The 25915-nt window shown below is 74.3% G+C and carries 24 protein-coding genes; 14 read left to right on the top strand and 10 right to left on the bottom strand.

All coding sequences use genetic code 11. The features are described 5' to 3' along the window. Positions 1-117 precede the first annotated feature (117 nt). From HC251_RS23345 to HC251_RS23360, 4 genes are all read left to right on the top strand, one after another. Positions 118-1404: a DUF4214 domain-containing protein gene (locus HC251_RS23345; RefSeq protein WP_219943018.1), complete on the top strand. Its 1287-nt coding sequence runs from the start codon at positions 118-120 to the stop codon at positions 1402-1404. A gap of 128 nt (positions 1405-1532) precedes the next feature. Continuing rightward, entirely contained in the window at positions 1533-2420 is an 888-nt protein-coding gene (locus HC251_RS23350; protein ID WP_219943019.1) for an alpha/beta hydrolase, read from the top strand. 7 nt (positions 2421-2427) lie between these two features. Beyond that, positions 2428-3276, top strand: coding sequence for an SDR family NAD(P)-dependent oxidoreductase (locus tag HC251_RS23355; protein ID WP_219943020.1), 849 nt, complete (start codon positions 2428-2430; stop codon positions 3274-3276). Between the two features lie 229 nt (positions 3277-3505). Further along, a complete protein-coding gene (locus HC251_RS23360) occupies positions 3506-5848 on the top strand; it encodes a 5'-nucleotidase C-terminal domain-containing protein (RefSeq protein WP_219943021.1) in 2343 nt (780 codons plus the stop codon). Between the two features lie 72 nt (positions 5849-5920). On the opposite strand, the gene HC251_RS23365 is transcribed toward HC251_RS23360, so the two are convergent. Then, positions 5921-6496 carry a TetR/AcrR family transcriptional regulator gene (locus HC251_RS23365; RefSeq protein ID WP_219943022.1) on the bottom strand — a complete coding sequence of 192 codons (576 nt, stop codon included), beginning with the start codon at positions 6494-6496 and terminating at the stop codon, positions 5921-5923. Between the two features lie 82 nt (positions 6497-6578). Here HC251_RS23365 and HC251_RS23370 point away from each other — a divergent pair, with 82 nt between their 5' ends. Next, on the top strand, positions 6579-7025 hold the full coding sequence (locus HC251_RS23370; RefSeq protein WP_219943023.1) for a VOC family protein: 447 nt from the start codon (positions 6579-6581) through the stop codon (positions 7023-7025). Between the two features lie 86 nt (positions 7026-7111). Then, a complete protein-coding gene (locus HC251_RS23375) occupies positions 7112-8515 on the top strand; it encodes a sensor domain-containing diguanylate cyclase (protein WP_219943024.1) in 1404 nt (467 codons plus the stop codon). Between the two features lie 30 nt (positions 8516-8545). Here the strand turns inward: HC251_RS23375 and HC251_RS26445 are convergent, their stop codons facing one another. Beyond that, a complete protein-coding gene (locus HC251_RS26445) occupies positions 8546-9697 on the bottom strand; it encodes a GNAT family N-acetyltransferase (RefSeq protein WP_370651264.1) in 1152 nt (383 codons plus the stop codon). Positions 9698-9730: 33 nt separating this feature from the next. Here HC251_RS26445 and HC251_RS23385 point away from each other — a divergent pair, with 33 nt between their 5' ends. Beyond that, positions 9731-10279, top strand: coding sequence for a helix-turn-helix domain-containing protein (locus HC251_RS23385; RefSeq protein ID WP_219943026.1), 549 nt, complete (start codon positions 9731-9733; stop codon positions 10277-10279). Positions 10280-10305: 26 nt separating this feature from the next. Here HC251_RS23385 and HC251_RS23390 read toward each other — a convergent pair whose 3' ends face one another. Next, entirely contained in the window at positions 10306-11559 is a 1254-nt protein-coding gene (locus HC251_RS23390; protein WP_219943027.1) for a hypothetical protein, read from the bottom strand. A 64-nt stretch (positions 11560-11623) separates the two neighbouring features. Here HC251_RS23390 and HC251_RS23395 point away from each other — a divergent pair, with 64 nt between their 5' ends. Then, on the top strand, positions 11624-11884 hold the full coding sequence (locus tag HC251_RS23395; protein WP_219943028.1) for a hypothetical protein: 261 nt from the start codon (positions 11624-11626) through the stop codon (positions 11882-11884). A 3-nt stretch (positions 11885-11887) separates the two neighbouring features. Here the strand turns inward: HC251_RS23395 and HC251_RS23400 are convergent, their stop codons facing one another. The 4 genes from HC251_RS23400 to HC251_RS23415 form a co-directional block, all read right to left on the bottom strand. Continuing rightward, complete coding sequence (locus HC251_RS23400; protein WP_219943029.1) at positions 11888-12817, bottom strand: DUF5996 family protein; 930 nt, start codon at positions 12815-12817, stop codon at positions 11888-11890. Beyond that, the gene (locus tag HC251_RS23405) at positions 12790-13296 is read right to left on the bottom strand and encodes a nuclear transport factor 2 family protein (protein ID WP_219943030.1); all 507 of its coding nucleotides are present in this window, start codon (positions 13294-13296) and stop codon (positions 12790-12792) included. Before HC251_RS23405 ends, HC251_RS23400 begins: the two co-directional genes overlap by 28 nt. 71 nt (positions 13297-13367) lie before the next feature. After that, a complete protein-coding gene (locus tag HC251_RS23410) occupies positions 13368-14876 on the bottom strand; it encodes a M20/M25/M40 family metallo-hydrolase (RefSeq protein WP_219943031.1) in 1509 nt (502 codons plus the stop codon). A gap of 90 nt (positions 14877-14966) precedes the next feature. Then, positions 14967-16517, bottom strand: coding sequence for an alpha/beta hydrolase (locus HC251_RS23415; protein ID WP_219943032.1), 1551 nt, complete (start codon positions 16515-16517; stop codon positions 14967-14969). A gap of 92 nt (positions 16518-16609) precedes the next feature. Here HC251_RS23415 and HC251_RS23420 point away from each other — a divergent pair, with 92 nt between their 5' ends. The 3 genes from HC251_RS23420 (at position 16610) to HC251_RS23430 (ending at position 19735) form a co-directional block, all read left to right on the top strand. Continuing rightward, positions 16610-17437 carry an MBL fold metallo-hydrolase gene (locus HC251_RS23420; RefSeq protein ID WP_219943033.1) on the top strand — a complete coding sequence of 276 codons (828 nt, stop codon included), beginning with the start codon at positions 16610-16612 and terminating at the stop codon, positions 17435-17437. A 99-nt stretch (positions 17438-17536) separates the two neighbouring features. After that, positions 17537-18430, top strand: a complete 894-nt coding sequence (locus HC251_RS23425; RefSeq protein ID WP_219943034.1) for a hypothetical protein — start codon at positions 17537-17539, stop codon at positions 18428-18430. Between the two features lie 96 nt (positions 18431-18526). Next, entirely contained in the window at positions 18527-19735 is a 1209-nt protein-coding gene (locus HC251_RS23430; RefSeq protein WP_219943035.1) for an amidohydrolase family protein, read from the top strand. A gap of 87 nt (positions 19736-19822) precedes the next feature. Here HC251_RS23430 and HC251_RS23435 read toward each other — a convergent pair whose 3' ends face one another. Then, positions 19823-20578: a FadR/GntR family transcriptional regulator gene (locus HC251_RS23435; protein ID WP_219943036.1), complete on the bottom strand. Its 756-nt coding sequence runs from the start codon at positions 20576-20578 to the stop codon at positions 19823-19825. A gap of 52 nt (positions 20579-20630) precedes the next feature. Between HC251_RS23435 and HC251_RS23440 the strand changes: the two genes are divergently transcribed. Beyond that, complete coding sequence (locus HC251_RS23440; protein WP_219943037.1) at positions 20631-21500, top strand: LLM class F420-dependent oxidoreductase; 870 nt, start codon at positions 20631-20633, stop codon at positions 21498-21500. Positions 21501-21519: 19 nt separating this feature from the next. Here the strand turns inward: HC251_RS23440 and HC251_RS23445 are convergent, their stop codons facing one another. Together HC251_RS23445 and HC251_RS23450 are read right to left on the bottom strand one after the other, a co-directional pair. Continuing rightward, positions 21520-22437: a pirin family protein gene (locus HC251_RS23445; protein ID WP_219943038.1), complete on the bottom strand. Its 918-nt coding sequence runs from the start codon at positions 22435-22437 to the stop codon at positions 21520-21522. Between the two features lie 50 nt (positions 22438-22487). After that, positions 22488-23648: a hypothetical protein gene (locus HC251_RS23450; protein WP_219943039.1), complete on the bottom strand. Its 1161-nt coding sequence runs from the start codon at positions 23646-23648 to the stop codon at positions 22488-22490. A gap of 151 nt (positions 23649-23799) precedes the next feature. Between HC251_RS23450 and HC251_RS23455 the strand changes: the two genes are divergently transcribed. Continuing rightward, positions 23800-25446 (top strand): hypothetical protein, encoded by a 1647-nt coding sequence (locus HC251_RS23455; protein ID WP_219943040.1) that lies wholly within the window; start codon positions 23800-23802, stop codon positions 25444-25446. Continuing rightward, positions 25443-25880 (top strand): hypothetical protein, encoded by a 438-nt coding sequence (locus HC251_RS23460; RefSeq protein ID WP_219943041.1) that lies wholly within the window; start codon positions 25443-25445, stop codon positions 25878-25880. Before HC251_RS23455 ends, HC251_RS23460 begins: the two co-directional genes overlap by 4 nt. Positions 25881-25915: the final 35 nt, after the last annotated feature.

Here is a 25915-nt window from a genome sequence, read left to right on the forward strand (position 1 = left end):
CCGAAGCCTTTCCGCGCCGCGGAAACGAACACACAGGGGAAACCGTTGCACCATCACGCCACTTCATTCGACGCGCCCGGGGGCGCACGCCGCCGGGGACGCAGGCGCCTGGCCGCCGTGGTCGGGGCGGCCATCGCCGTGACCGGCTTCGGCATCGGCGCCTCGCCCGCCAGCGCCGCACCGGAGGCCTACTTCAGCCCCGTCGACGGCAACATCGCCGTCAAGGGCTCCCCGTCGGAGTTCAGCGGCGTGACCATCGAGGGCACCTACGACGCCGAGACCGGTGACCTCACCGCCCGGGCGACCTTCCCGAAGACGACCCAGATCCGGGAGAACGCCCTCCCGGGCACCAACGCCGAGGTGGTCATCCAGGTCAGCCAGCCCGAGCCCGGAGTCGGGACCGTCTCCGAGACAGGTGACGTCGTGCTCGACGCCGTCTTCCAGATGGTCATCGAGTCGGTGACGCTGGTGAACCAGGGGACCGGGGCGCGCACGCCGCTGCCCCTCGGCCCCACGCCCGACTCGTGCCGCTTCCACCCCATCGAGGTCGGCCTCACCGGCACCGCGACCGGTGCGGAGGGCGGCCCGCTGACCGTCTCGGTCTCCGACGACTCGTTCGTCATCCCCGAACCGGCCAACCCGGCCACCGACTGCGGCCCCCTCGGCTCGCTCATCTACCCGAACGTGTCCGGTCCGGCCGAGGGCGAGGATCCGAACTCGGCGGACCTCAGCTTCGTGCTCAGCTCCGCCCAGGCCCAGGTCGAGGCCATCTACCAGGCCGTCCTGGGCCGGTCGGCCGAGCCCGACGGCCTCGCCTACTGGGCCGGTCGCATCCAGGCCGGCACCTCGCCGACCCGGGTGGCGATGACCATCGCCCGGTCCCGTGAGGGCTGGGCCCTGGCCGTCGGTGACTCCTACCGGATCGCCCTCGACCGTGAGGCCGACGAGGATGGCATCGACTGGTGGACCGACGCCCTCGTGCGAGCCCAGGACCAGCCCTTCCTGATCGGGCGCCTCCTGTCCTCGGCCGAGGCGAACCGCCAGGCGGAGGACGCGTTCCCGGAGGCGGCGTCGAGCAACGAGGCCTTCGTGCGCAACCTGTACCCGACGCTGTTCGGCCGGGACGCCGACGAGGGCGGGGTCGCCTTCTGGACGGCCCGGCTCGACGCCGCGGACAACGTGGCCGTGGCCCGCACCAGCCTGGCCCAGCGGCTCTACCGCAACAACGAGACCGTGAGCTACGCGGTCGACAGCGCCAGCCAGGCGGTGTGCGGCACGCCCGCCTCCGGCGAGCAGGCCAGCACCCTGGCCGAGGCGTTCACCACGTCGAACTACCACACCCGGGTCCTGCTGGCGATCGCCGCCATCACCCCGTGCCCGGTCGTGGAGGTCGTCGACGAGTAGCCCGACCCGACGCTCGACGTCGTGAACGGGGGCCCGGCCACTGCGGCCGGGCCCAGGTCGCGTCCCGCCTCCGACAGCCCGCTGGACACGTGTCCACCGATCGCCGGGGCGTGGCAGACTCCCCGGCCATGAGCCACCCGGGCATCGACGCCATCCGAAGCCTGCTGGGCGATCGCTCCACCAGGGTCGAGACCCTCGAGGAGCGCCGGGCGTCGCTGGAGGCGCTGGCGGGGGTCGTGCCATCACCGCCGGGCGTGGAGGTCGAGCCGCTCACCCTGGCCGGACGGCCGGCCGAGCGGAGCACACCGGCGCGGGTCGACGGTCCCGGGGTCGTGCTCTACCTCCACGGGGGCGCCTACGTCAGCGGCTCGCTGAACACCCACCGGGCCCTGACCGGGCGCATCGCCCTGGCCGCGGCCCGCCCCGTGGTCTCGCTCGACTACCGCCTCGCGCCCGAGCACCCGTTCCCGGCGGCGGTCGACGACGCCGTCGCCGCCGCCATCGAGCTGGGCGAGGACGGGACGCCGCTCGCCATCGCCGGCGACTCGGCCGGCGGCGGCCTGGCCCTGGCCACCCTCGTCGCGCTCCGCGACAGCGGTGTCGGCGTGCGGCCGGCCGCCGGGTGGCTCATCTCCCCGTGGGCCGACCTCACCCAGTCCGGCGCCACCTACGACACCCGGGTCGACACCGACCCGATGCTCCGCCGCGAGGGGCTGACCGACGCCGCCGGCGACTACCTCGCCGGCGCCGATCCGACCTCACCGCTGGCCTCACCGATGCTGGCGGACCTGGCCGACCTCCCGCCGCTGCGGATCGACGTGGGCGACGCCGAGGTCCTGCTCGACGACGCCGTCGTCACCGGGCACCGCGTCGAGGAGGCCGGCGGCGCCGCCCAGGTCGTCGTGTGGCCCGACATGATCCACGTCTTCCCCGCCTTCCCCGCCGACGTCGTGCCCGAGGCCGACGAGTGCCTCACCGCCGCCGGGGCCTTCCTCGCCCACCACCTCACCACCTAGGAGCCCCGTGCAGGACCTCGTCGGACGGGTCGCCGTCGTCACCGGAGCGGGCAACGGCATCGGCCGAGCCCTCGCCCAACGCCTCGCCGCCGAGGGCATGCGCGTCGCCCTGGCCGACGTCGACACCGCCGCCCTCGGCGACACCGGGCGGCTCCTCGTCGAGGCCGGCGTCGACCCCGGCGACGTCCTGGCCCAGCCCACCGACGTGCGCCTCGAGGACGACGTCACCGCCCTCGCCGATCGGGTGTTCCGCGAGTGGGGCCAGGTCGACCTCCTGTGCAACAACGCCGGCGTGTTCGTGGGGGGCTTCCTCTGGGAGCGACCGGCGGCCGACCTCGAGTTCGTGCTCGGGGTCAACGTGTGGGGGATCCTGCACGGGATCCGGGCGTTCGTCCCCCGGATGATCGCCCAGGGCACGCCGGGCCACGTCGTCGACACGTGCTCGGTCGCGGGCCTGCTCGGCAGCCCCTACTCCGGGCCCTACGGCATCTCGAAGTTCGCCGCCCTCGCCGCCACCGAGGCCCTGGCCCTCGACCTCGAGGCGGTGGGGTCGCAGATCAAGGTGACGGCCCTGTGCCCCGGCATGGTCCGGACCTCGATCGCCGACGACGTCGACAAGCACCGGCCCACCGCCCTGCGGACCGAGGCCACCGACGACCAGGCCTTCGTCAACGAGATGCTCGGCGTGGTGACCCAGCAGGGGATCGACCCGGCCGAGGTGGCCCAGATGGTGGTCGCGGCCGTGCGCGAGGAGAGGTTCCTGCTCCTCACCCACGCCCACCACGCCCAGCCCCTGCGGGATCGGGCCGAGTCGCTGGCGACCGGGCAGCTCCCCCCGCGAGGCGACTTCACCTAGGGGCGCCGTCGCTCCCCCCATCGGGGTGAACCTCCGGCGGATCAACACTTTGTTGACGCGCACCCGTGCGCGCGTGTCCGACGTCACGTACCCTCGTCGGCGGCGCCGAGGCGGATCCGGTGTGCGCCCAACCGTGATCCTCCGTTCACACGGAGGCCGGGGGGGCGAAACCCGACGTCCGTAGCGTCGGCGCCCGACCATCCCCCTCAAGCCCCCGAGGTCCCACCCCATGCCCCGTCCCGGCCGGAGGGCCGCGTCCGCCCTCCTCCTCGTGTGCGCCTCCCTCGGCGCGCTCCTCATCGCCCCGGCCCCCGCCTCGGCGGCCCCGGTCCAGATCCAGCTGCTCGCGATCAACGACTTCCACGGCCGCCTCGAGGCCGACTCCTTCGCCGGCGTGCCCGGCGTGGCCAAGGTGGCCACCCTGATCGACGAGGTCAGCGCGGAGATGTCGACGTCGTTCGCCGCCGCCGGCGACCTCATCGGTGCCTCGCCGTTCGTGTCCTCGGTGGCGGGCGACGAACCGACCATCGACGTGCTCAACCTCATGGGCCTCGACGCCTCGTCGGTGGGCAACCACGAGTTCGACAAGGGCTACGACGACCTCGTCGACCGGGTGGACCCCCTGGCCGACTACCCCTACCTCGGGGCCAACGTGCGCTTCGCCGCAGGCGGGGGAAGGGCCCTCGACGCGTACCACGTCGAGGCCGTGGGTGGCGTCGCCGTCGGCTACGTCGGCGTCGTCACCGAGGAGACGCCCACGTTGGTGTCCCCTGACGGCATCTCTCAGCTGACCTTCACCGACCCGGTCGCCGAGGCCGAGGCCGTGGCCGCCGACCTCAAGGACGGCAACGACGCCAACGGCGAGGCCGACATCGTGGTGGTGCTGACCCACGAGGGGGCCGGCCCGGCCAACATCGACTCCGCCGCGGAGCTGGCGGCCGACCCCGTGTTCGGCGAGTTCGTCGGCATGAGCGCCGACGTCGACGCCATCTTCAGCGGCCACACCCACCTCCCCTACGCCTTCGAGGTGCCCATCCCCGGCACCGAGCGGACGCGGCCGGTCCTGTCGGCCCAGGAGTACGGCAAGAAGGTCGGTCGGGTGCAGCTCAGCGTCGACGTGGCCGCCGGCACGTTCGAGACCGACCTGATCGAGCTCCTCGACCCCACGACCTACGCCGAGGACCCCGAGGTCAAGGCCATCGTCGACGAGGCCAAGGCCGAGTCGGCCGAGCTGGGCGCGGTCCAGATCGGTGCCATCGACGCCGACATCACCCGCGCCCCCGACCGCAACGTCGAGAGCGACCTGGCCAACTTCATCGCCGACGCCCTCCTGGCCGGCACCGAGGAGGACAACCGAGGTGGGGCCGATATCGCCTTCATCAACCCGGGTGGCATCCGCGACAACTTCGGCTACGAGGCGGTGGACGGACGGCCCGGCGATGCCGACGGCGTGGTGACCTACGCCGAGGCCTACGCCGTCCAGAACTTCTCCAACGACGTGATCACCCTGACCTACACCGGGGCCGAGATCGAGCAGATCCTCGAGCAGCAGTGGCAGCCGGCTGGCGCGTCGCGCCCGTTGCTCTGGCTCGGGATCTCGGAGGGGCTCACCTACACCTACAACCCGGCCGCCCCCCGCGGGTACCGCATCAACGACGGCTCGGTCATGCTCGACGGTGTGCCCCTCGACCCGGCGGGCGAGTACCGGGTGACGACGAACTCGTTCCTCGCCGCCGGCGGCGACAACTTCTCCGCCTTCACCCTCGGGGCCGACCCCTTCACCACCGGCGACACCGACCTCGCCGTCCTGCGGGCCTACTTCGAGTCGTTCCTCCCGGACCCGGTGCCGGTCGACCGCGAGCCCCGCTCGTTCGTGGCCGTGCCCGAGCAGCCGGACCTCACCCCCTTCGAGGCCGTCGCCGAGGCGGTCGGCCAGCAGTTCGAGGACTTCGGGCGCACCCCGACCGACGCCGAGCGGGAGGCGTGGGAGGTCGGCATCTACACCGGCACCCGCACCCTCGAGCAGCTGATCCTCGAGCTCGAGACCGTCGAGCTGCGCAGCCCGGTCGCCGAGATCACCCGCCTCTACCTCGGGCTCTTCGACCGGTCGCCGTCGGACACCGACCTCGACTACTGGGTCGGCCAGCTGGAGTCGGGCCGCACGCTCACGAGCGTGGCGTCGTTCTTCGGCCGGTCCTTCGAGTTCAACCGGCTCTACGGGCGAGACACCACCGACGAGGAGTTCGTCACCCTGCTGTACGCCAACGTGCTCGACCGCGAGCCCGACGCCGAGGGCCTCGAGTTCTGGCTGGGCGAGCTGGAGCGGGGCGTGAAGCGCTCGAAGGTCGCCCTCCTCTTCACCGAGTCGCCCGAGTTCCGCACCGCGACGTCGCCCTACATCCGGGTGATCGACCTGTTCGTGTCGATGCTCGGCCGGGCCCCGGCCCAGGACGAGCTCGACACCGCGATCGCGGGCATCGAGACCGGTGAGCTCACGGTGACCGACCTGATCGCGATGATCCTCCACAGCGAGGAGTACGCCGAGCGGGTCACCCCGGAGCCTCCGGCCTGACCTGAGGTGAGCTGAGCGTGAGGGGCCGGTCGCAGGACCGGCCCCTCTCGCGTCCGGGGTCGGAGCCGTCGGTCAGGGCACGAGGCGGTGGACGAGGTCGGTGACGATCTCGTCCACCGAGGCGCGCCGCCCGGGGGCGCCGATCGAGGCGGTGAGGCGGTCGAGGACGAGGCCGTCGATGGCGTAGTGGAGCAGCTCGACCTCGCGGGCCCCGCCGGGGAGGCCGCGGGAGACGTGGAAGGCGACGTCGGCCTGGTAGCCGACGCTGAGGGTCCGCCCCAGGCTCTCGGCCAGCGGGGGCCGGCGGGTCGCCTCCAGCCGCAGCTCGAGGAGGGCGAGGGTGAGCTCGGGCGCGCCCAGCACCCGCTCGACCACGTCCCGGACGTAGGCCGCCACCAGGGCGACCGACGGCTCCTCGGTCGCGAGCGGGTCGAGGCGCTCGGGGGCGGGGGTGAGGCGCTCGAAGATGCGCTCGCCGAGGGCGGCGAGGAGGGCGTCGCGGGTGCGGAAGTAGTTCGACGCGGTGCCGGTCGGGACCCCGGCCTCGGCGTCGACGGCCCGATGGGTGAGGCCCCGGGCCCCGGAGGCGGCGAGCACGCGAAGGCCGGCGTCGGCCAGCTCGGCCCGGCGGGACGGGTTCGACGGCATGGTTGACACCCTAGCGCCCATCCACTACATCTGTCGTCATCAACCACGACATCCGTCGTGCTCTTGACCCTGAGGAGGCCCGATGCCCGCGATCCCCCAGTTCTCCGCCACCGTGTTCAGCCCCGAGACCGCCCCCGTGCGCGACTTCTACGTGTCCCTGTTCGGCCTCGAGGTCAGCACCGACGTGGGCTGGTTCGTGGCCCTGCGCCGTCCCGGCGAGGTCTGGGAGGTGTGCGTGTGGGATCCGGGCCACGAGGCCGTCCCGGCCGCCGCCCGGGCGTCGGCCGCGGCCGGCGCCGCCCCCCTCCTCGCCTTCGTCGTCGACGACGTCACCGCCCTCGCCGCCGCCGCCCGGGCCGCGGAGGTGCCGGTGCTGGGACCGATCGTCGACGAGCCGTGGGGCCAGCGCCACGTCTTCCTCCAGGACCCGGCCGGCACGGTGATCGACGTCGTCCAGTTCATCGCCCCCGACCCGGCCTGGCTCGCCGCCCACGGGATCGACCCGTCCGACGCCCCCGTCCCCGCCTGAGTCACCCGGACGGGGCCTCACATGCGCCCCGATCCCGTCGATGAGGTCTCCACGGCGTGGGGACGCCGGGAAGGTCGAGCGGGGTCATGTCGGAGAGGGCGATCGGGACCGGGACCGTGGAGGACCGACGACGGCGCCGGATCCTCGCCGACCACCGGGCCCGACTCGCCATCGAGGAGGGGATGCAGCGGTGCCGCTTCTGGTTCGCCGGCATCGCCATCGTCCAGCTGCTCCTCTACGAGGCGGACCGGCCGTGGGTGAGCGCCGCCAACGCCGCCGCCCTGGTCCTGGTGTGGCTCGCCGTGCGGTGGGCCGTCCGCCGCGGCCCGACCATCGCGGGTGTCCGCCGCCTGGGGTGGGCCGCCATGGCGGCCGACACCCTCATCATCGCCGTGGCCATGGTCAACCTCCTGCGGGACCCGACCGACCCGGTCCAGATGCTGCCGGTCATCGTGGCCTGCGAGGCCGCCCTCCGGTGGGGCCGCTTCGGCGGGCTCGGCGGCGGGCTCCTCGCCGGGGTGATGGCCGCCGCCTGGTCGGTCGCCGCCCACCGCACGGCCGACGTCTCGCTGCCGTCGGCGTTCGTGACGTTCCGGGTGGCGGTGATGGTCGGCGTCGGCGTCCTCCTCGGATCGGTCATGAGCGCGGCCGTCCGCGAGCGCCGGAGGGCCGAGACGATCAGCGACGCGTCGAGCGACCTCATCGCCACCTTCGGCTTCGACGGCCAGGTCCGGTCGGTCAACCCGGCGTGCGAGGCGATCCTGGGCTACCGCCCCGAGGAGCTGATCGGCATCGACCGAGCCGACCTCATCGTGGAGGAGGACCGCCCCGGGGGCCCACCCGACGTCGAGGGGCTGCGGCGGGAGCAGTCGCGCCGGGAGGAGCTTCGCTTCGTCCACCGCGACGGCCACCACGTGTGGCTCGAGGTCGACCTCCAGGTCGACGTCGACGAGCGGCTCGTCTGCGCCATCGGTCGCGACGTCAGCGAGCGGCGGCGGACCGAGGCCGAGCTGCGACGCCGGGCCGACCACGACGACCTCACCGGTGTCGCCAACCGGTCCCAGCTGGTCGCCCGGCTGGCCCGCGACCTCGACGACGGCCGCGACGTCCACCTCCTGTTCGTGGACCTCGACGGGTTCAAGGCGGTCAACGACGCCCACGGGCACCGGGCCGGCGACGTGGTCCTCCAGGAGGTGGCGGGCCGGATCCGCGCCGTGGGTGAGCCCGAGGACCTGGTGGCCCGGCTGGCGGGCGACGAGTTCTGCGTGCTCCTCGCCCCGCCGTCCGACGACGCCCGGGCCCGGCGTCGGGCGGCCGACATCGAGACCGCCCTCGCCCGGCCCTACGACGTCGGGGACACGGTCGTGGTGGGGGCCTCGGTCGGGTGGGCCGCGAGCTGCATCGACGACCGCCCCGCCGACCTGCTCGAGCGGGCCGACCTGGCCATGTACGCCGCCAAGCGGGCCCGCCGGCGCGCCGCCACCGCCTGACCCGCCGGCTGCGCCGGTCCCGGCAGACCCTCAGGCGGTCCGACCGGACGGGGTGCGTCGGCCGACGACCGGCGGCCGTGGATCTCCGGCGGCGCGGCGATGGGCGACCCACCGGGCGCCGACGTCGACGAAGCCCAGCCGCTCGTACCACCGCCGCGGCCAGTCGTCGGCGTAGGCCAGCAACCAGACCAGGTCGCAGCCGGCCTCCCGCGCCCGGCGCACCGCGTCGGCGACGAGCGCGGTGGCGAACCCCCGGCCACGGTGGTCGGGGTCGCAGAGCACGGCCTCGATGGCGGCCGTGGCCCCGTCGATGCGGAGCTGCGTCCCGGCCACCGGCACGCCGTCGCCACCCAGCACCGCCAGGTCGACGATGCGGAGGTGGGCGTCGGCGAAGGCCTCCCGCCGGACCAGGTCGTCGATCGCCGCCTCCGACGCCCCGGGCAGGTCGCGCCGCCACGACGGGCGCCACAGCCCGGCCATCACCTCGCTGGTCACCGGGGTGACGACCTCGGCGGGCCCGTCGACGCCGACCGACGAGGGGAGCACGAGGATGCGCTCCTCGTCCACCTCCCAGCCGTCGAGCTCCGCCGGGGCCGTCTCGAGCACGACCCGGCGGTGCCCGGCGTCGCCGAGCACGAGGTCGCCGGCCGCCTCGACCTCGGCGGCCGACGGGGCGCCCGTCAGCCACACGGCGTTGTGCTCGTACGACGACGGGACCCGCGGGTCGCGGCAGCCGATGGCCCCGGGAGGGACCGCGACGGGGACGACGATCGGAGCGCGCCGCTCGGCGAGGCTGCGGTCGAACCACCGCGCCCGCCCCGGGCCGTCGGACGGGGCCGGCAGCCCGACCGGTTCGGCGAACGCCCCGTCGGGACCGGGCCGCCACGGGACCACGCTGGTCACGGCGGCGACGGGGAGCGGTCCGTAGAGGTGGGGGAACCGCATCGAGCCCGGGTCGGTGGGGACGCCGGGCTCCCACCGGACCTCGGCGTCGAGTCGGTCCGGGTCGATCACGAGCAGGAGGAGGTCGTCGCGCCCGGCGTAGAGGCGGTTGGCCGGCAGCGCGACCTGGTCGGGTCGCGACAGGTGGATGAAGCCCTCGGTCGGGAGCGACGGCGTGACGTGGGTGCCGGCGGCCAGGGCCACCCGCCACGGTGCCGCCGTCGTGATGTGGAGCAGCACGCCGCCACCGTACGGGGGTGCGACGATGCTGCCGTGACCCCCGTCCGCAGCGATCGCCAGCAGGCCACCGTCGATGCCCTGCTCGACGCCGCCCTCGCCCACCTCCGCCAGCGGGGCCCCGACGGGTTGACCGTCCGCGCCGTGGCCGAGGGGGCCGGTCTCACCCACACCACCGCCTACGCCTACTTCTCGTCCCGGGACCACCTCGTCGCCACCCTGTACTGGCGCCAGGTCCGGGCCGAGGGCGACGGTGCCATCGACCCGGCCGCTCCCGTCGGCCCTCGGGTGACGACGGCCCTCGGCGGCCCGGGTCGGGTGGCGGCGGCCGACCCGGCGCTGGCCCGGGCCGGCCTCACGGCCCTCGTCGCCGACGAGCCGGCCGTCGGCGTCGTGCGCGACGAGCTCGGCGCCCACATCGTCGAGCGCATCTGGGCTGCGCTCGGTCCCGACGTCGGGCCGCTCGTCGTCGAGTCGCTCGCCCTCGCCTACACCGGCGCCATGCTCCAGGCCAGCATGGGCTACCTGCCCTTCGCCGCCGTCGCCGACCGCGTCGCCGCCCTGGCCGAGGCCCTCACCGAGTAGATCCCGCAGCGGCGCCCTCCAGGCGCTCAGGCGGGGCGGGGGCCGATGGCGACGGGGGTGCCGCGGTCGACGAAGGCGAACTCGGCGCCGGTGCTGAAGCGGGTGAGGGCGACCTCGTCGGCCTCGGGGGCGGGGTCGTCGTCGGTGACGACCTCGACGACGAGCTCGTCCGGTCCCGACGACAAGACGTCGGCCCGCAGACGGGCGTCCACACCGCGCAGGAGGGCGTCGAGGGGGGCGAGGTGGTCGGCGTCGACGAGCGCCGGCCACGCCGCGTCGGCGGTGGCCCCGTCGGATCGTCCGAGCCGCAGCACGAGCCGGTCGTCGAGGGTGACGGTGGCGTCGACGTAGGCGCTGGGCAGGAGGGCCGGGTGCAGCAGCAGGACCTGGGCCGCGCCCTCCAGGTCGGCCGGCAGGTCGAGGGCGGCGCAGAGCCGCTCGGAGGTGAGCCCGGCGATGCCGGCCAGCTGCTTGCGGGCGATGCCCTCGACGGTCGCGTCGTCGGTCGCCCGGGCCCGGACCGCCTCCCGGAACGAGAGGGCGAGGAGGTGGCCCTGGATGCAGACCTCCTCGGCGACCCGCACGAGCGCCGAGTGCGACCAGTCCCCGAACCGGAGGTCGTCGAGCAGCGGCCCGGCGTAGTGGCCGAGGCCGTCCTCGGCCGGGTCGATCGGTGAGAGGTCCACCTGGGCGGCGTGGGTCCGGCCCATCCGCGTGGCGATCTCGGGGATGGGCAGCGGGTCGTGGTCGGCGGCGATCGTCACGGTCCAGGCGCAGTGGGGGTGGCGGTCGGCCGGCGTGCGGGGCGGGCGGTGGAGCGGCCGGACCTGGGCCCGCACGTTGGTGGCGATGGCCGTGGCGTCGAAGGTCGGGTCCTCGATGTCGTGGCACATGGCCACCACGAAGTCGTCGCCCATGGGCTCGACGTCCATCAGCGCCCCGCAGTGGTCGAGGTGGAACTCGCCCCGATCGTGGTCGTGGACGACGTAGCGGAAGTCCATGAACTGGGGCGGCGCCCCCACGTCGAGCTGCATGCCCTTGAAGATCACCTCGACCGAGTCGCCCTCGAACCCGAGGGCCCGCTGCATGCGACGGGTGTAGACGGGGCTGGCGCCCATCCACTCCTCGATGGCGATGTCGCGCATGCCGTCCAACCCGAAGGCGCCGATGGCGTGGGGCATGCCCGCCCGGTCGATCAGGTGGCCGGCGAGGAGCAGCTCGGGGAGCAGGACGGCCAGCTCCGGCCGGGTGAGCTCGCGGAGGGGACGAGGGGGGGTCACGACCGAGAGTCTTACACCTGTCAACCCTGAGCGCGCCGGTCCCGGCACGACCTACGCTGCGCCGGTGCGGTCCGGGACCTGCCCGAAGTGCGGTGGCACCGAGGTGTACGCCGCCCGCAACGGCCTCGGGCTGGGCGAGCACAGCCGGGTCGGCCTCCGCCCCCACATCGAGCCCGGGTTCCGCGGCGCCCTCGTCCCCCACCAGACCAACGACCTGTGGCACTACCTGTGCGCCGCGTGCGGCTACACCGAGGCGTACCTCCACGACGACCAGGCGATGGCGTTCGTCCGCCAGCGCTGGGTGCGGGTGACCCCGCCGGCCTGAGCGTCAGCCCGGCGGCCGCTCCAGGGCGGCGCGGTCCCACCTCGCGGCGTCGGCGGCGGCCTCGTAGGTCGACTGGAGGAAGGTCAGCAGCACGGCGTCGGGGTCCGCCGCCGTCCGCACCGCCTGGTAGTCGAGGACGAACTCGCCCAGGTCGTCGTCCCACCGGGCGGCGGCCGGGGCGACGGTGGCGTCCCGGAACCCGGGCGGCTCGGGGTAGGCGTAGGAGTAGAAGACACCCTCGGCCCCGCCCCCGGGCCAGTAGCCGGCGCTGCTCACCTCGTGGGAGTAGGCCTCGTGCATCACGTGCGGCCCGCAGTTGGGGGCGCCGCCCGGGTGGGGCGGGGCGTCACGGCCCGAGAAGCGGGTGACGGCCAGGTCCAGGGCCCCCCAGAACAGGTGCACGGGGCTGACCTTGCCGAGGAAGCGGGCTCGGAAGAGGGAGAGGACCCGGTCCATCTGCACCAGCGCCAGCCAGAACCGGTGCACGGCGTCGGCGTCGTAGCTGGCGTGCTCGGTGTCCTGGTCGAACGGGATGGCGCCGGCGATCTCGACCGGCATCGCCCACGTCTCGGTGGCCAGGTCGAGATCGGCCAGCAGGGCGTGGAACCCGGCGTGGAACTCGGCGGTCGTCATCGGCTCCAGGGCCATCGACCGGCGGCTGCCGTCGGTGACGGCGATGTCGAGGCGGTGGTCGACGAGGTCGAGGTCGACCTGGAAGCCCCGGTCACCGGCCGGCACCAGCGAGGTGGTCAGGCCCCGGGCCGCCACGTACAGGGGCACGTTCCACCAGTGGCTCGTGACCGGCGTGCGGGCCAGTCGCACCTTCCCCACGACCTGGGTCCAGAGGATGAAGGTGTCGCGCGTCGGCTGCCAGTCCGCCGCCGGGAGGGCGGGCCACGGGCCGCTCACGAGGACGCCGGGGCCGCCGTCCACGGCGGGGTCGCCGGACCGTGGGGCTCGTCGGGGTGGTGGGCCCGCCACGCCGCCAGCCAGGCCGTCACCACCTCGCCGAAGTGGGAGGGGTTGTAGACGTCCTCCTCGGATGCCCAGAGGCCGTCACCGGCGTAGACCAGGCGGGTCCAGTTGGCCCCCTCGTACACCTCGCCGTCGCCCGGGTCGACGAAGCGGTTCTCGACCTGGCCGACGATCCAGCCCTGCTCCTCGTCGATCGTGTACCAGTCCCACGGGAACAGCTGCATGTGGGTGATGGGCCAGGCCGACATGGTCTCGGTGATCCAGGCCAGCACCGCCTCCCGGCCGTGGAACTCGCCGTAGAGGTGCTCGACGTAGTGCACGTCGGGGACGAAGCACTCGACCCACGGCCGCCAGTCGCCGGTGGCCCCGGCTTGGTTGGCGGCGTCCTGGTAGCGGGCGAACGCCTCCTCCATCTCGGCACGGGGGTACGCAGGCATCGATGTCTCCGGTGGCGCGAGCGGGGCGGCGATCAACCTAGGTCGATCGCCGCCCCGCCGCCGGAGGTGGGTCAGCCCGCCCCGGGGAGGGTCTCGGCCAGGGCGTAGGTCAAGGTGGCGTTGGCCACCGAGTCGGCGTTGGTGCCCAGCGCGTCGAGCGAGACGTTGGCCTCGGTGTCGCACGCCGAGTGGTAGCAGGGGTCGAACGGCGCACCGGCCGTCCCCCCGTAGAGGGCCGCCTGCTCCGGCGTCTTGATGTCCTCGGCCCCCGAGAACAGGCCGCCGAACGGGATGCCGACGTCGAAGAAGGCGCCGTAGTCGCTGCGGAAGTCGATCTCGGTGCCCTCGTAGGCCTCGCCGCGGCTCTCGTAGAAGTCGCCGAAGAGGGCCTCGATCTCGGCCGAGCCCTCCGGACCGGCCAGACCGAAGTCCGAGCCGTCGCCGTCGTAGACGAAGTTGGCGTAGTTGGGCGAGCCCAGCATGTCGAAGTTCAGGTAGAGGGCGATCTGCTCCAGCTCGGCCTCGGTGCGGGTGGCGACGTAGTCGGTGGACCCGACCAGGCCGGCCTCCTCGGCGCCCCAGAAGGCGAAGCGCACGGTGTTGGTCGGGCGGACCTTGCGCATCATCAGCGCCGTCTCGAGGATGGCGGCCACGCCCGAGCCGTTGTCGTTGATGCCCGGGCCCTCGAACACGCTGTCGAGGTGGCCGCCGACCATGACGACCTGGTCGTCGTCGCCGTGGCGGGTCTCGGCCAGGACGTTCTGGCCGACCTCGGGGGTGCGGGCCGAGTTGGCGAAGACCCGCATCACCAGGTCGGGCGTCTGGGCCAGCTCGGCACCGAGGGCGTAGGTGGTGCCGAGGGCCGGGATCCCGCTGGTGTTGCCGTTGCCGAAGGTGACGGCGGGGATGCCGTTGCGGCTCGGGTCGGTGGTGTTGCCCTGGTTGAAGATGATCACACCGACAGCGCCGGCGTCGGCGGCGTTCTCGATCTTGAGCTCGAAGGTGCACTCGCCCCGCTGGAGCAGGGCGATGTTCCCGGCGGGGAAGCCGGCGAAGTCCTCGGGCTCGCAGCCGGAGGTCGACGCGTTGCCCAACCCGAGCTGGAGGTCGACCGCGGTGACGGGGGCGGTGACGTCGCCCGGGTCGGTCTGGTCGAGCAGCCCGAAGTCCTCGTCCTCGGTGTAGGTCGTGGGCGTGGGCGCCACCTGCTCCAGGGCGGAGGGGCCGAGGGGTTCGAAGGCGAAGAACTCGAAGGGGTCGAGGGTCACCTCGTAGCCGGCCTCGGAGAGCAGGTCGGCCACGTAGGAGACGCTGGCGTCGTAGCCGGGCGTGCCCGAGGCCCGGGTGCCGCCGTTGGCGTCGGCGATGTCCTGGAGGGCGGCCTGGTGGCGGCGCACGCCCTCGACGGTCACGCACTCGACCAGCTTGGCGACGCTGTTGTTGTTCCGGTTGGCGCAGCCCCGGCCTCCGGCCGGTGCGGCGGACGAGGGAGCCGACGAGACGCCGAGGGCGACGATCGCGAGGACGAGGGCTGCGACGGCGGCCGATGCGCGCCTCGTGCGAGGCGGAGATGAGGACATGTGACCACTTCCTTGTCGGGTGACCCCACGATGTGCCCAACGCACACGTGGCGGGCGTCACCCGTACCCACCGCGTCCGTCATCGAACCGTCACATCGGAGACGAGGTGTCGGCGGCCAGCAGGTCCCGCGCCCGGACGCCCAGCTCCGCCATGCAGTCCTCGTAGCGGGCCGCCGCCGCCCGGGCCTCGCCCCGACGCCCGTCGGCCACCAGCGCCCGCACCAGCATCTCGTGGGCCCGCTCGTCGAACCCGTCCAGGTCGAGCAGGGCGTGGGCGTGGGCGACCACGTCGGGCCAGCGCTCCTCGGCCAGCGCCGCACCGGCCAGCCGACGGCGGGCGCTGCCGACCGCCGCCCCGATCCGGTGCCGGGCGGCGATGGCCCAGTCCTCGTACGCCTCCTCGGGCAGGACCGGCCCGGCGTGGCGGGCGACGGTGGCCTCGTCGTCCCCGGCGGCGATGGCCTCGCCCAGGGCGACGAGGTCGAGCTCCACGGCGTCGAGGTCGAGCCGCACCGCATCGCGATCGGCGACCAGGCCCCCGCCGAGCACCCGCCGGATGCCGGACAGCACGACCGACAGCCGGGCGCTGCGGCGGGTCTCGTCGGTCTCGTCGGGCCACAGCATGTCGGCCAGCTCGTCGCGGGGCACGGGCCGGTCGACGGCCAGGGCGAGCCTCTTGCACACCAGGCGAGCCTGGCGGGAGCCCCACGCCCCGGCGGCCACGGGCTCGCCGTCGACCACGACGGCGAACCCGCCCATCGTCTCGATCCGGACCTCGCGCCCTCCGGGGCGGGCCCGGGGCCTGGTCACGGTGCCGGCGACGAAGCGCTCGTAGTGGTCGACCCAGGCGTCGATGTCGACGTGGGCGAAGTGGTCCCGACCGTCGAGCTCCACCAGGCGCGCCGACGGCAGCATCGCCGCCGCCTCCCGCGCCCGGGCGATGGGCACCACGCCATCGTCGCGCCGGTGCAGGAGGAGGGTGGGGCACGAGACCGAGGCGAGGAGGGGCCGGACGTCGAGGGCCTCGATCATGTCGAGCAGCTCGCGCAGCGCCGCGGGCGTGGCCGACTGGCGCTCGTACCGGGAGTTCCACGCCCGGTACCCGGCGTCGCCGGCGAGGCTCGGGGCGAACACGTCGACGGTGACGGAGTCGTCGGTGCCCCAGAGGCGGTGGAAGATGCCCACCCGGGCCTGGCGCTCGTCGCGCTCCTCGTCGCTCTCGTCGGCGACGGTGCGGGCGCCCGACCCCAGCAGCGCCAGCGTCTCGACCCGCTCGGCGTAGGTGGCGGCGAGGGCGATGGCGACCGGTCCGCCCTCGGAGATCCCCAGCACGTGGGCCCGCTCGACGCCGGCTGCGTCCATGACGGCGACCAGGTCCTCCACCCGCTGGTCGACGGTCGGCATGCGGTCGGTGCGGTCCGACGCGCCCGTGCCCCGCTTGTCGAAGTGCACGACGTGGGCGAAGGCGCCGAGCCGGGCGAAGAGGGCCCGGTACTCCGGCCGCTCCCAGGTGAGCTCGATGTTCTGGGCCAGCGGCGGCACGACCACCACCCGGGCCGGTCCGGTGCCCCACGTCTGGTAGGCGATCGCCGCCCCGTCGACGCGGGCGAAGCGGACCGGTGACCTCCCTTCCACCTCCATGGCCCCATCTTCCCTCCTTCGGAGAACCTTTGGAGGACCTTCGGGGCGGCCGTGCACAGGCGGCCCGAAGGCGCGTCCGGACGATGGCGCCCATGGACACCACACCCCACACCAAGACCCGTCTGGCGCCGACCCGGATCGCGCCCGAGACGTTTCTGATCCACGACCACCACGGCGAGGGGACCGACCCGGTCTCGGTCGCCCTCAACACCATGGTGATCCGGGCGGCCGAGCCGGTCGTCGTCGACACCGGGATGATGGAGAACCGCGAGCAGTACCTGGACGACGTCTTCTCGCTCGTCGAGCCCGAGGACGTCCGCTGGGTGTTCATCAGCCACGACGACGTCGACCACACCGGCAACGTCAACGCCCTGATGGCGGCCGCCCCCAACGCGACCCTGGTCATCGACTGGTTCATGCAGGAGCGCATGGGCGCCAGCCTCGACGTGGCTCCGTCGCGGTGGCGGTGGCTGCGCGACGGCGACGCCCTCGACGTCGGGGACCGGACCCTCCACCTGGTCCGGCCGCCGATCTTCGACTCGCCGACCACCCGGGGCCTGTTCGACCCGACCACGGAGGTCTACTGGGCCTCCGACGCCTTCGCCTCCCCCATGGCCACGCCGGTGCACCGGGTCGCCGACCTCGAGCTGGTGCCGTGGCTGGAGGGCATCCACACCTTCGCCCAGTACGTCAGCCCCTGGCTGGAGCTCGTCGACCCCGCCCGCTTCCAGCGGGCCGTCGACCGCATCGAGGCGCTCGCCCCCACGGTGATCGCCGGCTGCCACACCCCGGTGATCGACCGGGGCTACGTCGGCGACGCCATCGCCGCCACCCGCTCGGCGCCGTGGGCCACGGTGGCGCCGCAGCCCGACCAGTCGGTGCTCGACGCCATCCAGCACGCCCTGGCGGAGGCGGCCTGACCCCCGCACCCGGCGAACACGGGGGCACGAGGTGCCAGCACCTCGTGCCCTCCCCGGGGCCGCCCACGCACGGGGCGACCGAGCCCTAGGTTGCGCGCCATGACGACGCCCCCCGCTCGCGCCCTCGGCGCCGCCCTCGAGCCCATCACCGGCCAGGTGTACTTCTCGCCCGAGGCCCACGCCCTCTACGCCGGGCTCGGCTTCCGGCCCAGCCCGGGGGCCATGGGCGAGCCTCCCGTCGCCCTCCCCGACGGGCCCGCCTACTTCACCAGCCGGGGGAGCGTGCTGGGCCAGGTGCCCGGCGAGCTGGTGGCGGCCGCCTTCGGGGTGTTCAACCCCGAGGTCGTGGTGCCCGCCGTTGACCGGGGCTGGTCCCTCACCGATGCGGCGACGATCTGCGCCGCCCGCACCGAGGGCGCCGTCGGACAGCTGCGCCGGGTGCTCGGCGACGCGCCGGACGGTCTGGCCCGGGCCGACGAGCTCCTGGCCCGGGCCGTCGCGCCGCTGCGGCCCGAAGGGCGGGCCCTCTTCTCCGGGCTGCTGTCCCTCGACGTACCCGACGACCCGCTGGCCGCCATGTGGCGGCGGGGCGACCTGCTGCGAGAGTTCCGCGGCGACAGCCACATCGCGGCGTGGATCTCGGCCGGGCTCGACGCCACCGAGATCGGGTTGCTGACCGAGCTGTACTGGGGGCTGCCGATGCGCACCTACATCCGCACCCGGGCCTGGACCGACGACCAGCTCGACGCGGCCGAGGCCCGCCTGGTCGACCGGGGCCTCGTCGCCGACGGCGCGCTGACCGACGCCGGGCGCACCCTGCGAGAGGACGTCGAGGCCCGCACCGACGCCCAGCTCCAGCCGGCCATCGACGCCCTGGGCGGCGACCTCGACGAGCTGCTCGGCCTCCTCCGCCCGTGGGGCGCCGCCCTCCGCGCCGCCGGCGCCTACCCCGCCGACGGTCCCCACGACCTCGCCGCGTCCGCGTCCGGCTGAGCCACGGATGGTGCCAGGCACCATCCGTGGCGCCGCCGCGCCGCCGGGCGGGGGCGCGGTCGTGCCCGAGGTCACACGACGCGCGACGATCGGGGCATGCCCTACAGCAGCGGGCGGGTGGTGCACGACGCCGACGCCCACATCATGGAGACGCCCACCTGGCTGCGGGACCACGCCGACCCCGGGGTGCGCGACCGCATCGAACCGCTCCGCTACCCCGGCGGCAACGAGCTGCGCCAGACCGGCGACGTCGACGAGCAGCAGCGCGACCTCGTCGCCGCCTTCGACCGGCTCGCCGAGCGGCACCGGTCCGACGCCTACCGGGCCGACGAGGAGGCCGAGGTCATGCGGCGCAAGAACTTCGCCGCCACGGGGGCGTTCCTGGCCGAGGACCGGCCCCGGGCCCTCGACCTGCTGGGGTTCTCCAGCCAGCTCGTGTTCAACACGTTCCACAACCGGAGGCTCCACGACTGGGAGCACGGCGGCGACGTGGACCTGGCGTACGGCGCGGCCCGGGCCCACAACCGGGGCATGGTCGAGTTCTGCGCCGTCGACGAGCGGCTCCTGCCGTCGTGCTACGTCCCGCTGGTCGACCTCGACCGGGCCCCGGCCATGGCCGACGAGGCCATCGAGATGGGGGCGGCGGCGCTGCTGGTCGCCTCCGGCTGCCCGCCGGGCCACTCCCCCAGCCACCGCGGCCTCGACCCGGTGTGGGCCCGCGCCAGCGAGGCCGGCATCCCGATCGTGTTCCACGTCGGTGGCACCGGCGACCTGATCGACCCGGCCTACTTCCGCAACGGCCTTCCCGTCCCGCCCGACTTCCACGGGGGCGAGGAGAACTTCCGCTCGGTCGACTACATGGGCATCCCCGGCCCGCCGGCCCAGACCCTCGCCACCATGATCTTCGACGGCGTGCTCGACCGGTTCCCCGCCCTCCGCATCGGTGTCATCGAGCAGGGCGCCATCTGGGTGCCGTCGTGGATGCGGCAGATGGAGTCGGCCTTCGAGGCCTTCCACCGCCACGAGGACCGGCTCCAGGCCCTCGCCCTCCGCCCCTCGGAGTACGTCCGCCGGCAGGTCCGGTTCACGCCGTACCCCACCGAGGACGTGGGCTGGATCGTCGCCCAGGCCGGGCCCGAGGTGTGCCTGTTCTCGTCGGACTACCCGCACGTCGAGGGCGGGCGGCGGCCCATCGAGCGCTTCGAGGCCAGCCTGGGCGATGCCTCCGAGGAGGTGCGCCGGGCCTTCTACTGCGACAACTTCCGCGACCTCATGGGCTCGGCCGCCGCCGCCCTCGCCGCCTGACCGCCTGCTCCCCTCGAACTCGGTGGCAGATGTCGGGTGTCCATCCCACATCTGCCACCGAGTTCGTCGAGGGAGGAGGACGCGGGGCTAGGCGGGCGACGAGCCGTTGCGCTCGCCGGGCAGGGTGTGCAGCCACTCGTCGACGGCGGCGACCCCGGCGCCGAGCAGCCGGCCGGCGATCCTCCCGGCGGTCTCGGCATCCCCGGCGCCGATGGCTGCGGCCAGCTCCCGGTAGAGGTCGGTCTGCCTCCACTCGGTGGTCAGCAGGCCGGGCGGCATCCGCTCGGCCAGGGCCAGGGCCACGGCCACCTCGCGCAGGGTGTTGTAGGCGAGCAGGTAGGCCACGTTGTCGGCCCCGCCGACGACGGCGTCCCAGTACGAGTAGCCCAGCAGCCCCCACCGCGACCAGTCCCCGTCGAGGGCGTCCATCTCGTCGACGATCGCCCCGAGCACGGCGGCCGTCCCCCCCGGCGCCCGGCGGGCGCACAGGCGGGCGGCGTCGGCGCCGATCACGGCGCGCAGCTCCATGATCGAGCGGGAGACGACGGGGTCGACGGCCGTGTCGTGGACCACGACCAACATGGGCAGCAGGGCCAGGCCGGCTGACGTGCGCCAGTCGCGGACGGTGATGCCCCCGCCGTGGACGATCTCGACCAGTCCCATCTGGCGCAGCCGCTGGAGCGCCTCGCGCACGGCCTGGCGGTTGACACCGGCCTGGACGGCGAGCTCCCGCTCCGGCGGCAGCTGGGTGCCGGGAGCGTCCTCGCCGGTGAGGATGGCCCGGAGCAGCTGGTCGAAGACCTGGTCGGCCACGGTCTGCCGGGCGACGGGGCCGATGGGCATGGGCCCAGGGTAGGGCGACCCCCGACGCCGCCGGCCGTTAGCGTCCCGGCCCATGAAGTTCGGGATCATCTTCGCCAACACCATGCAGTTCACCGGCCGCGAGGGGTTGGTGGAGCTGGCCCAGGGGGCCGAGGCCGTCGGCTTCGAGTCGCTGTGGACCGTCGAGCACGTCATCTACCCGGACGCGTACGAGAGCGAGTACCCCTACGACCGCAGTGGCAAGATGGTCATGGCCCCGGAGACGGACCTGCCCGACCCGCTGATCTGGCTCACGTGGGTGGCGGCGGTGACCGAGCGGATCCACCTCGGCACCGGGATCCTCATCCTCCCGCAGCGCAACCCGCTGGTGCTGGCCAAGGAGGTGGCCACGCTGGACGCCCTGGCCGGCGGCCGGGTCGAGCTGGGCATCGGCGTGGGGTGGCTCGAGGAGGAGTTCGACGCCCTCGGCGTCCCCTTCGCCGGGCGGGGCAGGCGCACCGACGAGTACGTGGGGGCCATGCGGGCCCTGTGGGACGGCGACCACGCCAGCTACGAGGGCGAGACGGTGTCGTTCCGGGGGGCCAGCGTCAACCCCAAGCCCCCGCGCGGGCGGGTGCCGATCCACGTCGGCGGCCACACCGAGACGTCGGCCCGCCGGGCCGGGCGCCTGGGCGACGGGTACTTCCCGGGCAAGGGCGACCTCCCGACGCTGATCGACATCGTCCGCCAGACCGCGGCCGACGCCGGGCGCGACCCCGAGGCCATCGAGATCACCGCCGGGAGCGCCGGCATCCTCGGCGAGGATCCCGTCGGGGCGGTGCAGGAGCTGGCCGACCAGGGCGTCGACCGCGTGGTCGTGCCGTCGTTCGCCTTCCTCCGCTCCACCACCGACGACCTGGCCGCCTTCGCCGAGCGGGCCATCGTCCCTACCGCCGACCTCTGAGGGTCCGGCGGCGCCGCCGTCAGCGCCGCAGGGGAGCGACCGAGGGGATGCGGTCGAGGGAGGAGGGGACGGTCCCGAACCGGTCGGACCCGGACTCCCAGGCGTCGTGGGCGGCGCGCACCTCGTCCCACGTGCGCGCCACGTAGTTCCACCACATGAGGGGCGTCGCCTCGAAGGGCTCACCCCCGACGAGCAGGGCGCGGGTGGGCTCGTCGGCGGCGATGGCCAGCTGGTCGCGCCCGCGCCCCAGGTAGCCCAGGTGGCCCGGGGTCAGGCGCCGGCCGTCGAGCACCACCGCCCCGTCGAGCACCACCACGGCGTGCTCGTGGGTGGGGTCGAGCGGGACGGTGCTGGTCCCTCCGCCGCGCAGGGCGAGGTCGACCCCCACGAGCGGCGTGTCGGTGCGGGCCGGCGAGGTGGCGCCGTCGAGCGTCCCGACCAGCACCGTCGCCGTGCCCACGTCCAGCTCGAGGCGCGGCAGCTCGGCGTGGTGGGCGAAGGCGGGGGCGCCGTGCCGGGTCGCCTCGGGCTGGGCCACCCAGAGCTGGACGCCGTGGTGGCGCGCCCCGCGCACCGCGGTCTCCTCGGCGTGGGCGATGCCCTCCCCGGCGGTCATCACGTTGAGCTGGCCGGGGCGGATGGGCTGCTCGGTGCCCAGGCTGTCGCGGTGCACCAGCTCGCCCTCGAGGAGCCAGGTCACGGTGTGGAGGCCGATGTGGGGGTGCGGTCCGATGCCGGGCCCGTCGGCCGGCGCCGGGGCCATGTGGTCGACGAAGCACCACGCCCCGACGGTGCGGCGGGCCCGGCGGGGCAGCGCCCGCCGCACGAGCATCCCGCCCACGTCGGCGTCGCGGCTCTCGGTCACCTCGATGCACGGGGGCTCGACGGGAGCCTCCGGCTCGGCGCTGACGTCACCGGGGGCGAGGGGGCCGCTCATCGCTCCAGCATGGCCGGCGACGCGCCGGCCGAGGGGGCGAGGAGGGACGCCTAGACAGCGATGAGAGCGGCGGGCACCAGGAGCAGGACGGCGGCGAAGCCGGCCAGACGGCGGTTCGTGGCCAGCACCCTGCGGGCGATCCCGAGCAGGATCCGGCGCAGGAGGGGGTAGGCCGTCAGGAGCAGGAGCAGCGTCCACACCGTGACCACCGACGTGACGGCGACGACCACCCGGACCCCGTCCTGGTTCCCGAGGAGGATGGCGGCGACCAGCGTGTCGACGAGCGTGGTGATGTTGGCCCCGGCGATGTACGGCAGCGTGTTGGCCCGGCGGACGTGGCCCTTGGCGACCAGGGGGACGAGCAGGGTGAGCGACACCGAGACCGACAGCGTCAGGAGGGTGACGGCGCACCCGGCGAGGAACATGGGCCAGAGGCGGGAGGTCCACCCCTCGTCGCGGTCGCGCTCCTCGAGCCGATCGCTGCCCACCGCCGGCAGCACCCGGTCGAAGGCCTGGAAGCCGAGGAGCAGGAGACCCAGTCCGACGGGGAACAGGGTCCACCCCGGCGCCACCTCGACGATGGCGTCGGCCAGCCACCCGAAGGCCGCGTCGGTCGCCGACGTGAGGCCGGGCGAGGTGCCGATGTCGAGCCCGTCGAAGGTGCCCCGGTCGAGCAGCACCCACCCGAGGACGGCGCCGGGCACGTAGACGACGGCGGTCATCAGCAGCGACAGCACCCCGATCGAGACCGGTGCCCGCCGGCTGCCCTGGCCCTTGGCCCGGACGGCGTAGACGACGCCCACGACGAGCACCACGAACGCCGCGCCCAGGCGCGACCCGGTGAGCATGGTGAACGACTCGGTGCGGTCGATGGCGCCACCGTCGAGGAGGGTCAGCGACGACGCCGCCACGGGCGAGCCCGACAGCACGATGCAGGCCCCGAACCACCCCAGCCCCAGCGTGCTGACGGCGTTGTCGGTGAAGATCGAGCCCTCGAGCGAGGGGACGAGCGCCTCGGCGCCCCGTCGCATGAGGCTGAGGGCGGCGACGAACAGGGCCAGCCCGACGACGAGGAAGACGACTCGGACGGGCCAGGGCCGGGACCGGACGACGTCGAGGTCGGGGACGACGATGTCCTCCGACGGCAGCTCGCGCCCGGTGACGTGGGCGATGCGGGCCGCCTCGGCGTGGGCCCCGCCCCTCTCCGTCACCCCCCTATCTCTACCAGACCGCCAGGCAATGGAGGGTCTCGGACCTGCGCCGCCCCCCTTTGCCGTGGCGGACGTCACTGGTACCTTGTTGCAGCACCCGTGCAAGCAGGCCCTGTCCCCCAGGGTCGGCCACCGCCGGAAGGGGCCACTGATGACCACAGCGACGTCGGACCACACCGAGAGGATCTCGCGGGCGTCCTGGCTCGTGGCCGGGGCCAGCGCCGGGGCCGGCCTGATCCACCTCTCGGTGATCGCCGAGCACGCCGGCGGGGAGGTCGTCGTGCCGGTCGGCTTCGCCGTGGCCGGGGTGGCCCAGCTGGCCGTGGCCGCCGCCCTGGTCGGGCGGCGGGCGACGCGGGGCCTGCTCGGCCTGGCCATCGCCGTCAACGCCCTCGCCACCGTGGCGTGGGTCTGGAGCCGGACAGCGGGCCTGCCGTTCGACCCCTACGACGGGGTGGCCGAGGCCGCCGGCACGCTCGACGTCACCAGCGCCGCCCTCCAGGCCGCCGCCCTCACCCTGGCCGCCGGCCTCCTGGTCGCACCGAGGGTCACGGTCCCCCCGGCGCTCGCCGGGGCCATCGCCATCGGCGCCGTCGCCCTCGCCGCCACCGTGGTCGTCACCCCCGACGCCCCGGCGGCCGACACCCAGACGGTCGCCGCAGCCGGCGCGGCCCCCGCGGCCGCCGCCGGCGGCGGGGACGGTCACGGGCATGCCCACGGCGCCACCGCCTCGGCCGGGGTCCCGCCCGCCGCCGGCGACCACGCCGCCGACATGCTGCGGATCGACCGGGCCCGCTGCGACCTCGGGTTCAACCCCCAGGCCTACTGGGACGAGGCCTACGCCATGAACGTCGACACCTACGGCGGGGGCTCGATGACCATGGCCGACGCCAGCACCATCGCCGACGTGACCCGGCCCCGCCCCCTCGACGGCCGGGGCTCGGAGAAGCTCGACCAGCTCATCAGCCTGACCACCGTGTCGAGCGGCGAGGGAGCGGCGGCGGCCCTCATCCTCGCCCTGAGCGAGGCCACCGACGAGGAGTACGACGAGTGGCGCCGCTGGGTCGCCGCCAACCCCGGCTCCCACTCCGAGCCGCCGGCCGACGGCCAGCCCGCCCCGCCGAGCATGGGCCACCCCGGGCCCACCCCGTGGACCGCCATGGTCGACAGCAGCCAGTGCGACCGCCTGACCGAGGAGCTGGCCGAGGCCCGCGAGGTCACCGAGCGGTACCCCACCGTCGCCGACGCCGAGGCCGCCGGCTGGATCCGGGTCACGACCTACGTGCCCGGCATCGCCGCCCACTACATGAACTTCGGGCTCGTCGACGGGACCTTCGAGCTGACCGAGCCCGAGATGCTGCTGTTCGACGGGACCGAGCAGGACTCCCGCATCGTCGGTCTCAGCTACTACGTCCGCCAGGACGGCAACGCCGCCCCGACCCAGGGCTTCGTGGGTGACAACGACAGCTACCACCGCCACTTCGGGCTGTGCATCGGCGCCGGCGGGGTGATCGGCGACTCCACCCTCACCGAGGAGGAGTGCGCCGCCATCGGCGGTCGGAAGTCGAACGGCATGGACGGCTGGATGAGCCACGCCTGGGTCGTCCCCGGCTGCGAGAGCCCGTGGGGCGTGTTCAGCGGCGAGAACCCGATCCTCGACGGCGCCCTCGGCGCCGCCACCGGAGACGAGGGGGCCGAGGGCTGCTCCGCCAGCGAGGCCCGCGAGCGCTACGACCTCTCACCCGGTGAGAGCGACCTCGGCGTGGGCACCTCGAACGACGAGGCGAGCGGACGATGACCGCCACCCTGGAGGAGGACACCCCGACCGTCGACCACGACGAGGCGCCGATCCGGTCGGAGCGGGGCCCCGTCGTCCGGGCCCTGGTGCTGATGGCGGTGGTGGGGGCGGCCCTGGCCGCCCTGATCGTCGTCGTCGCCGATCGCAGCGACGCTCCGACGGTCGACCCCTACGAGGTCACCGTCGCCGCCGACACGGCGTCGGGTCTGGCCAGCGGCGACGTCGAGGACGTGGTGCCGGCGATCATCCGCCTGCAGCCGGGCCAGGAGCTGGTCCTGCGCAACAACGACTTCTCGCCCCACACCCTGGGGGACCTCACCGCCGAGCGAGGCGCGACCGTGCGCATGTCGTTCCCGTCCGAGGGGCGCAACATCACCGCCACCTCGCTGCGCCGCGACGGCCGCCTGACCATCCTGGTCGAGGCGCCCCGCTGACCTGATGGCGGCGGGGCGACGTGCGGTCGCCCCCG

Origin of the sequence: Iamia sp. SCSIO 61187, from assembly GCF_019443745.1 — a bacterium.
Taxonomy (GTDB): Bacteria; Actinomycetota; Acidimicrobiia; order Acidimicrobiales; family Iamiaceae; genus Iamia.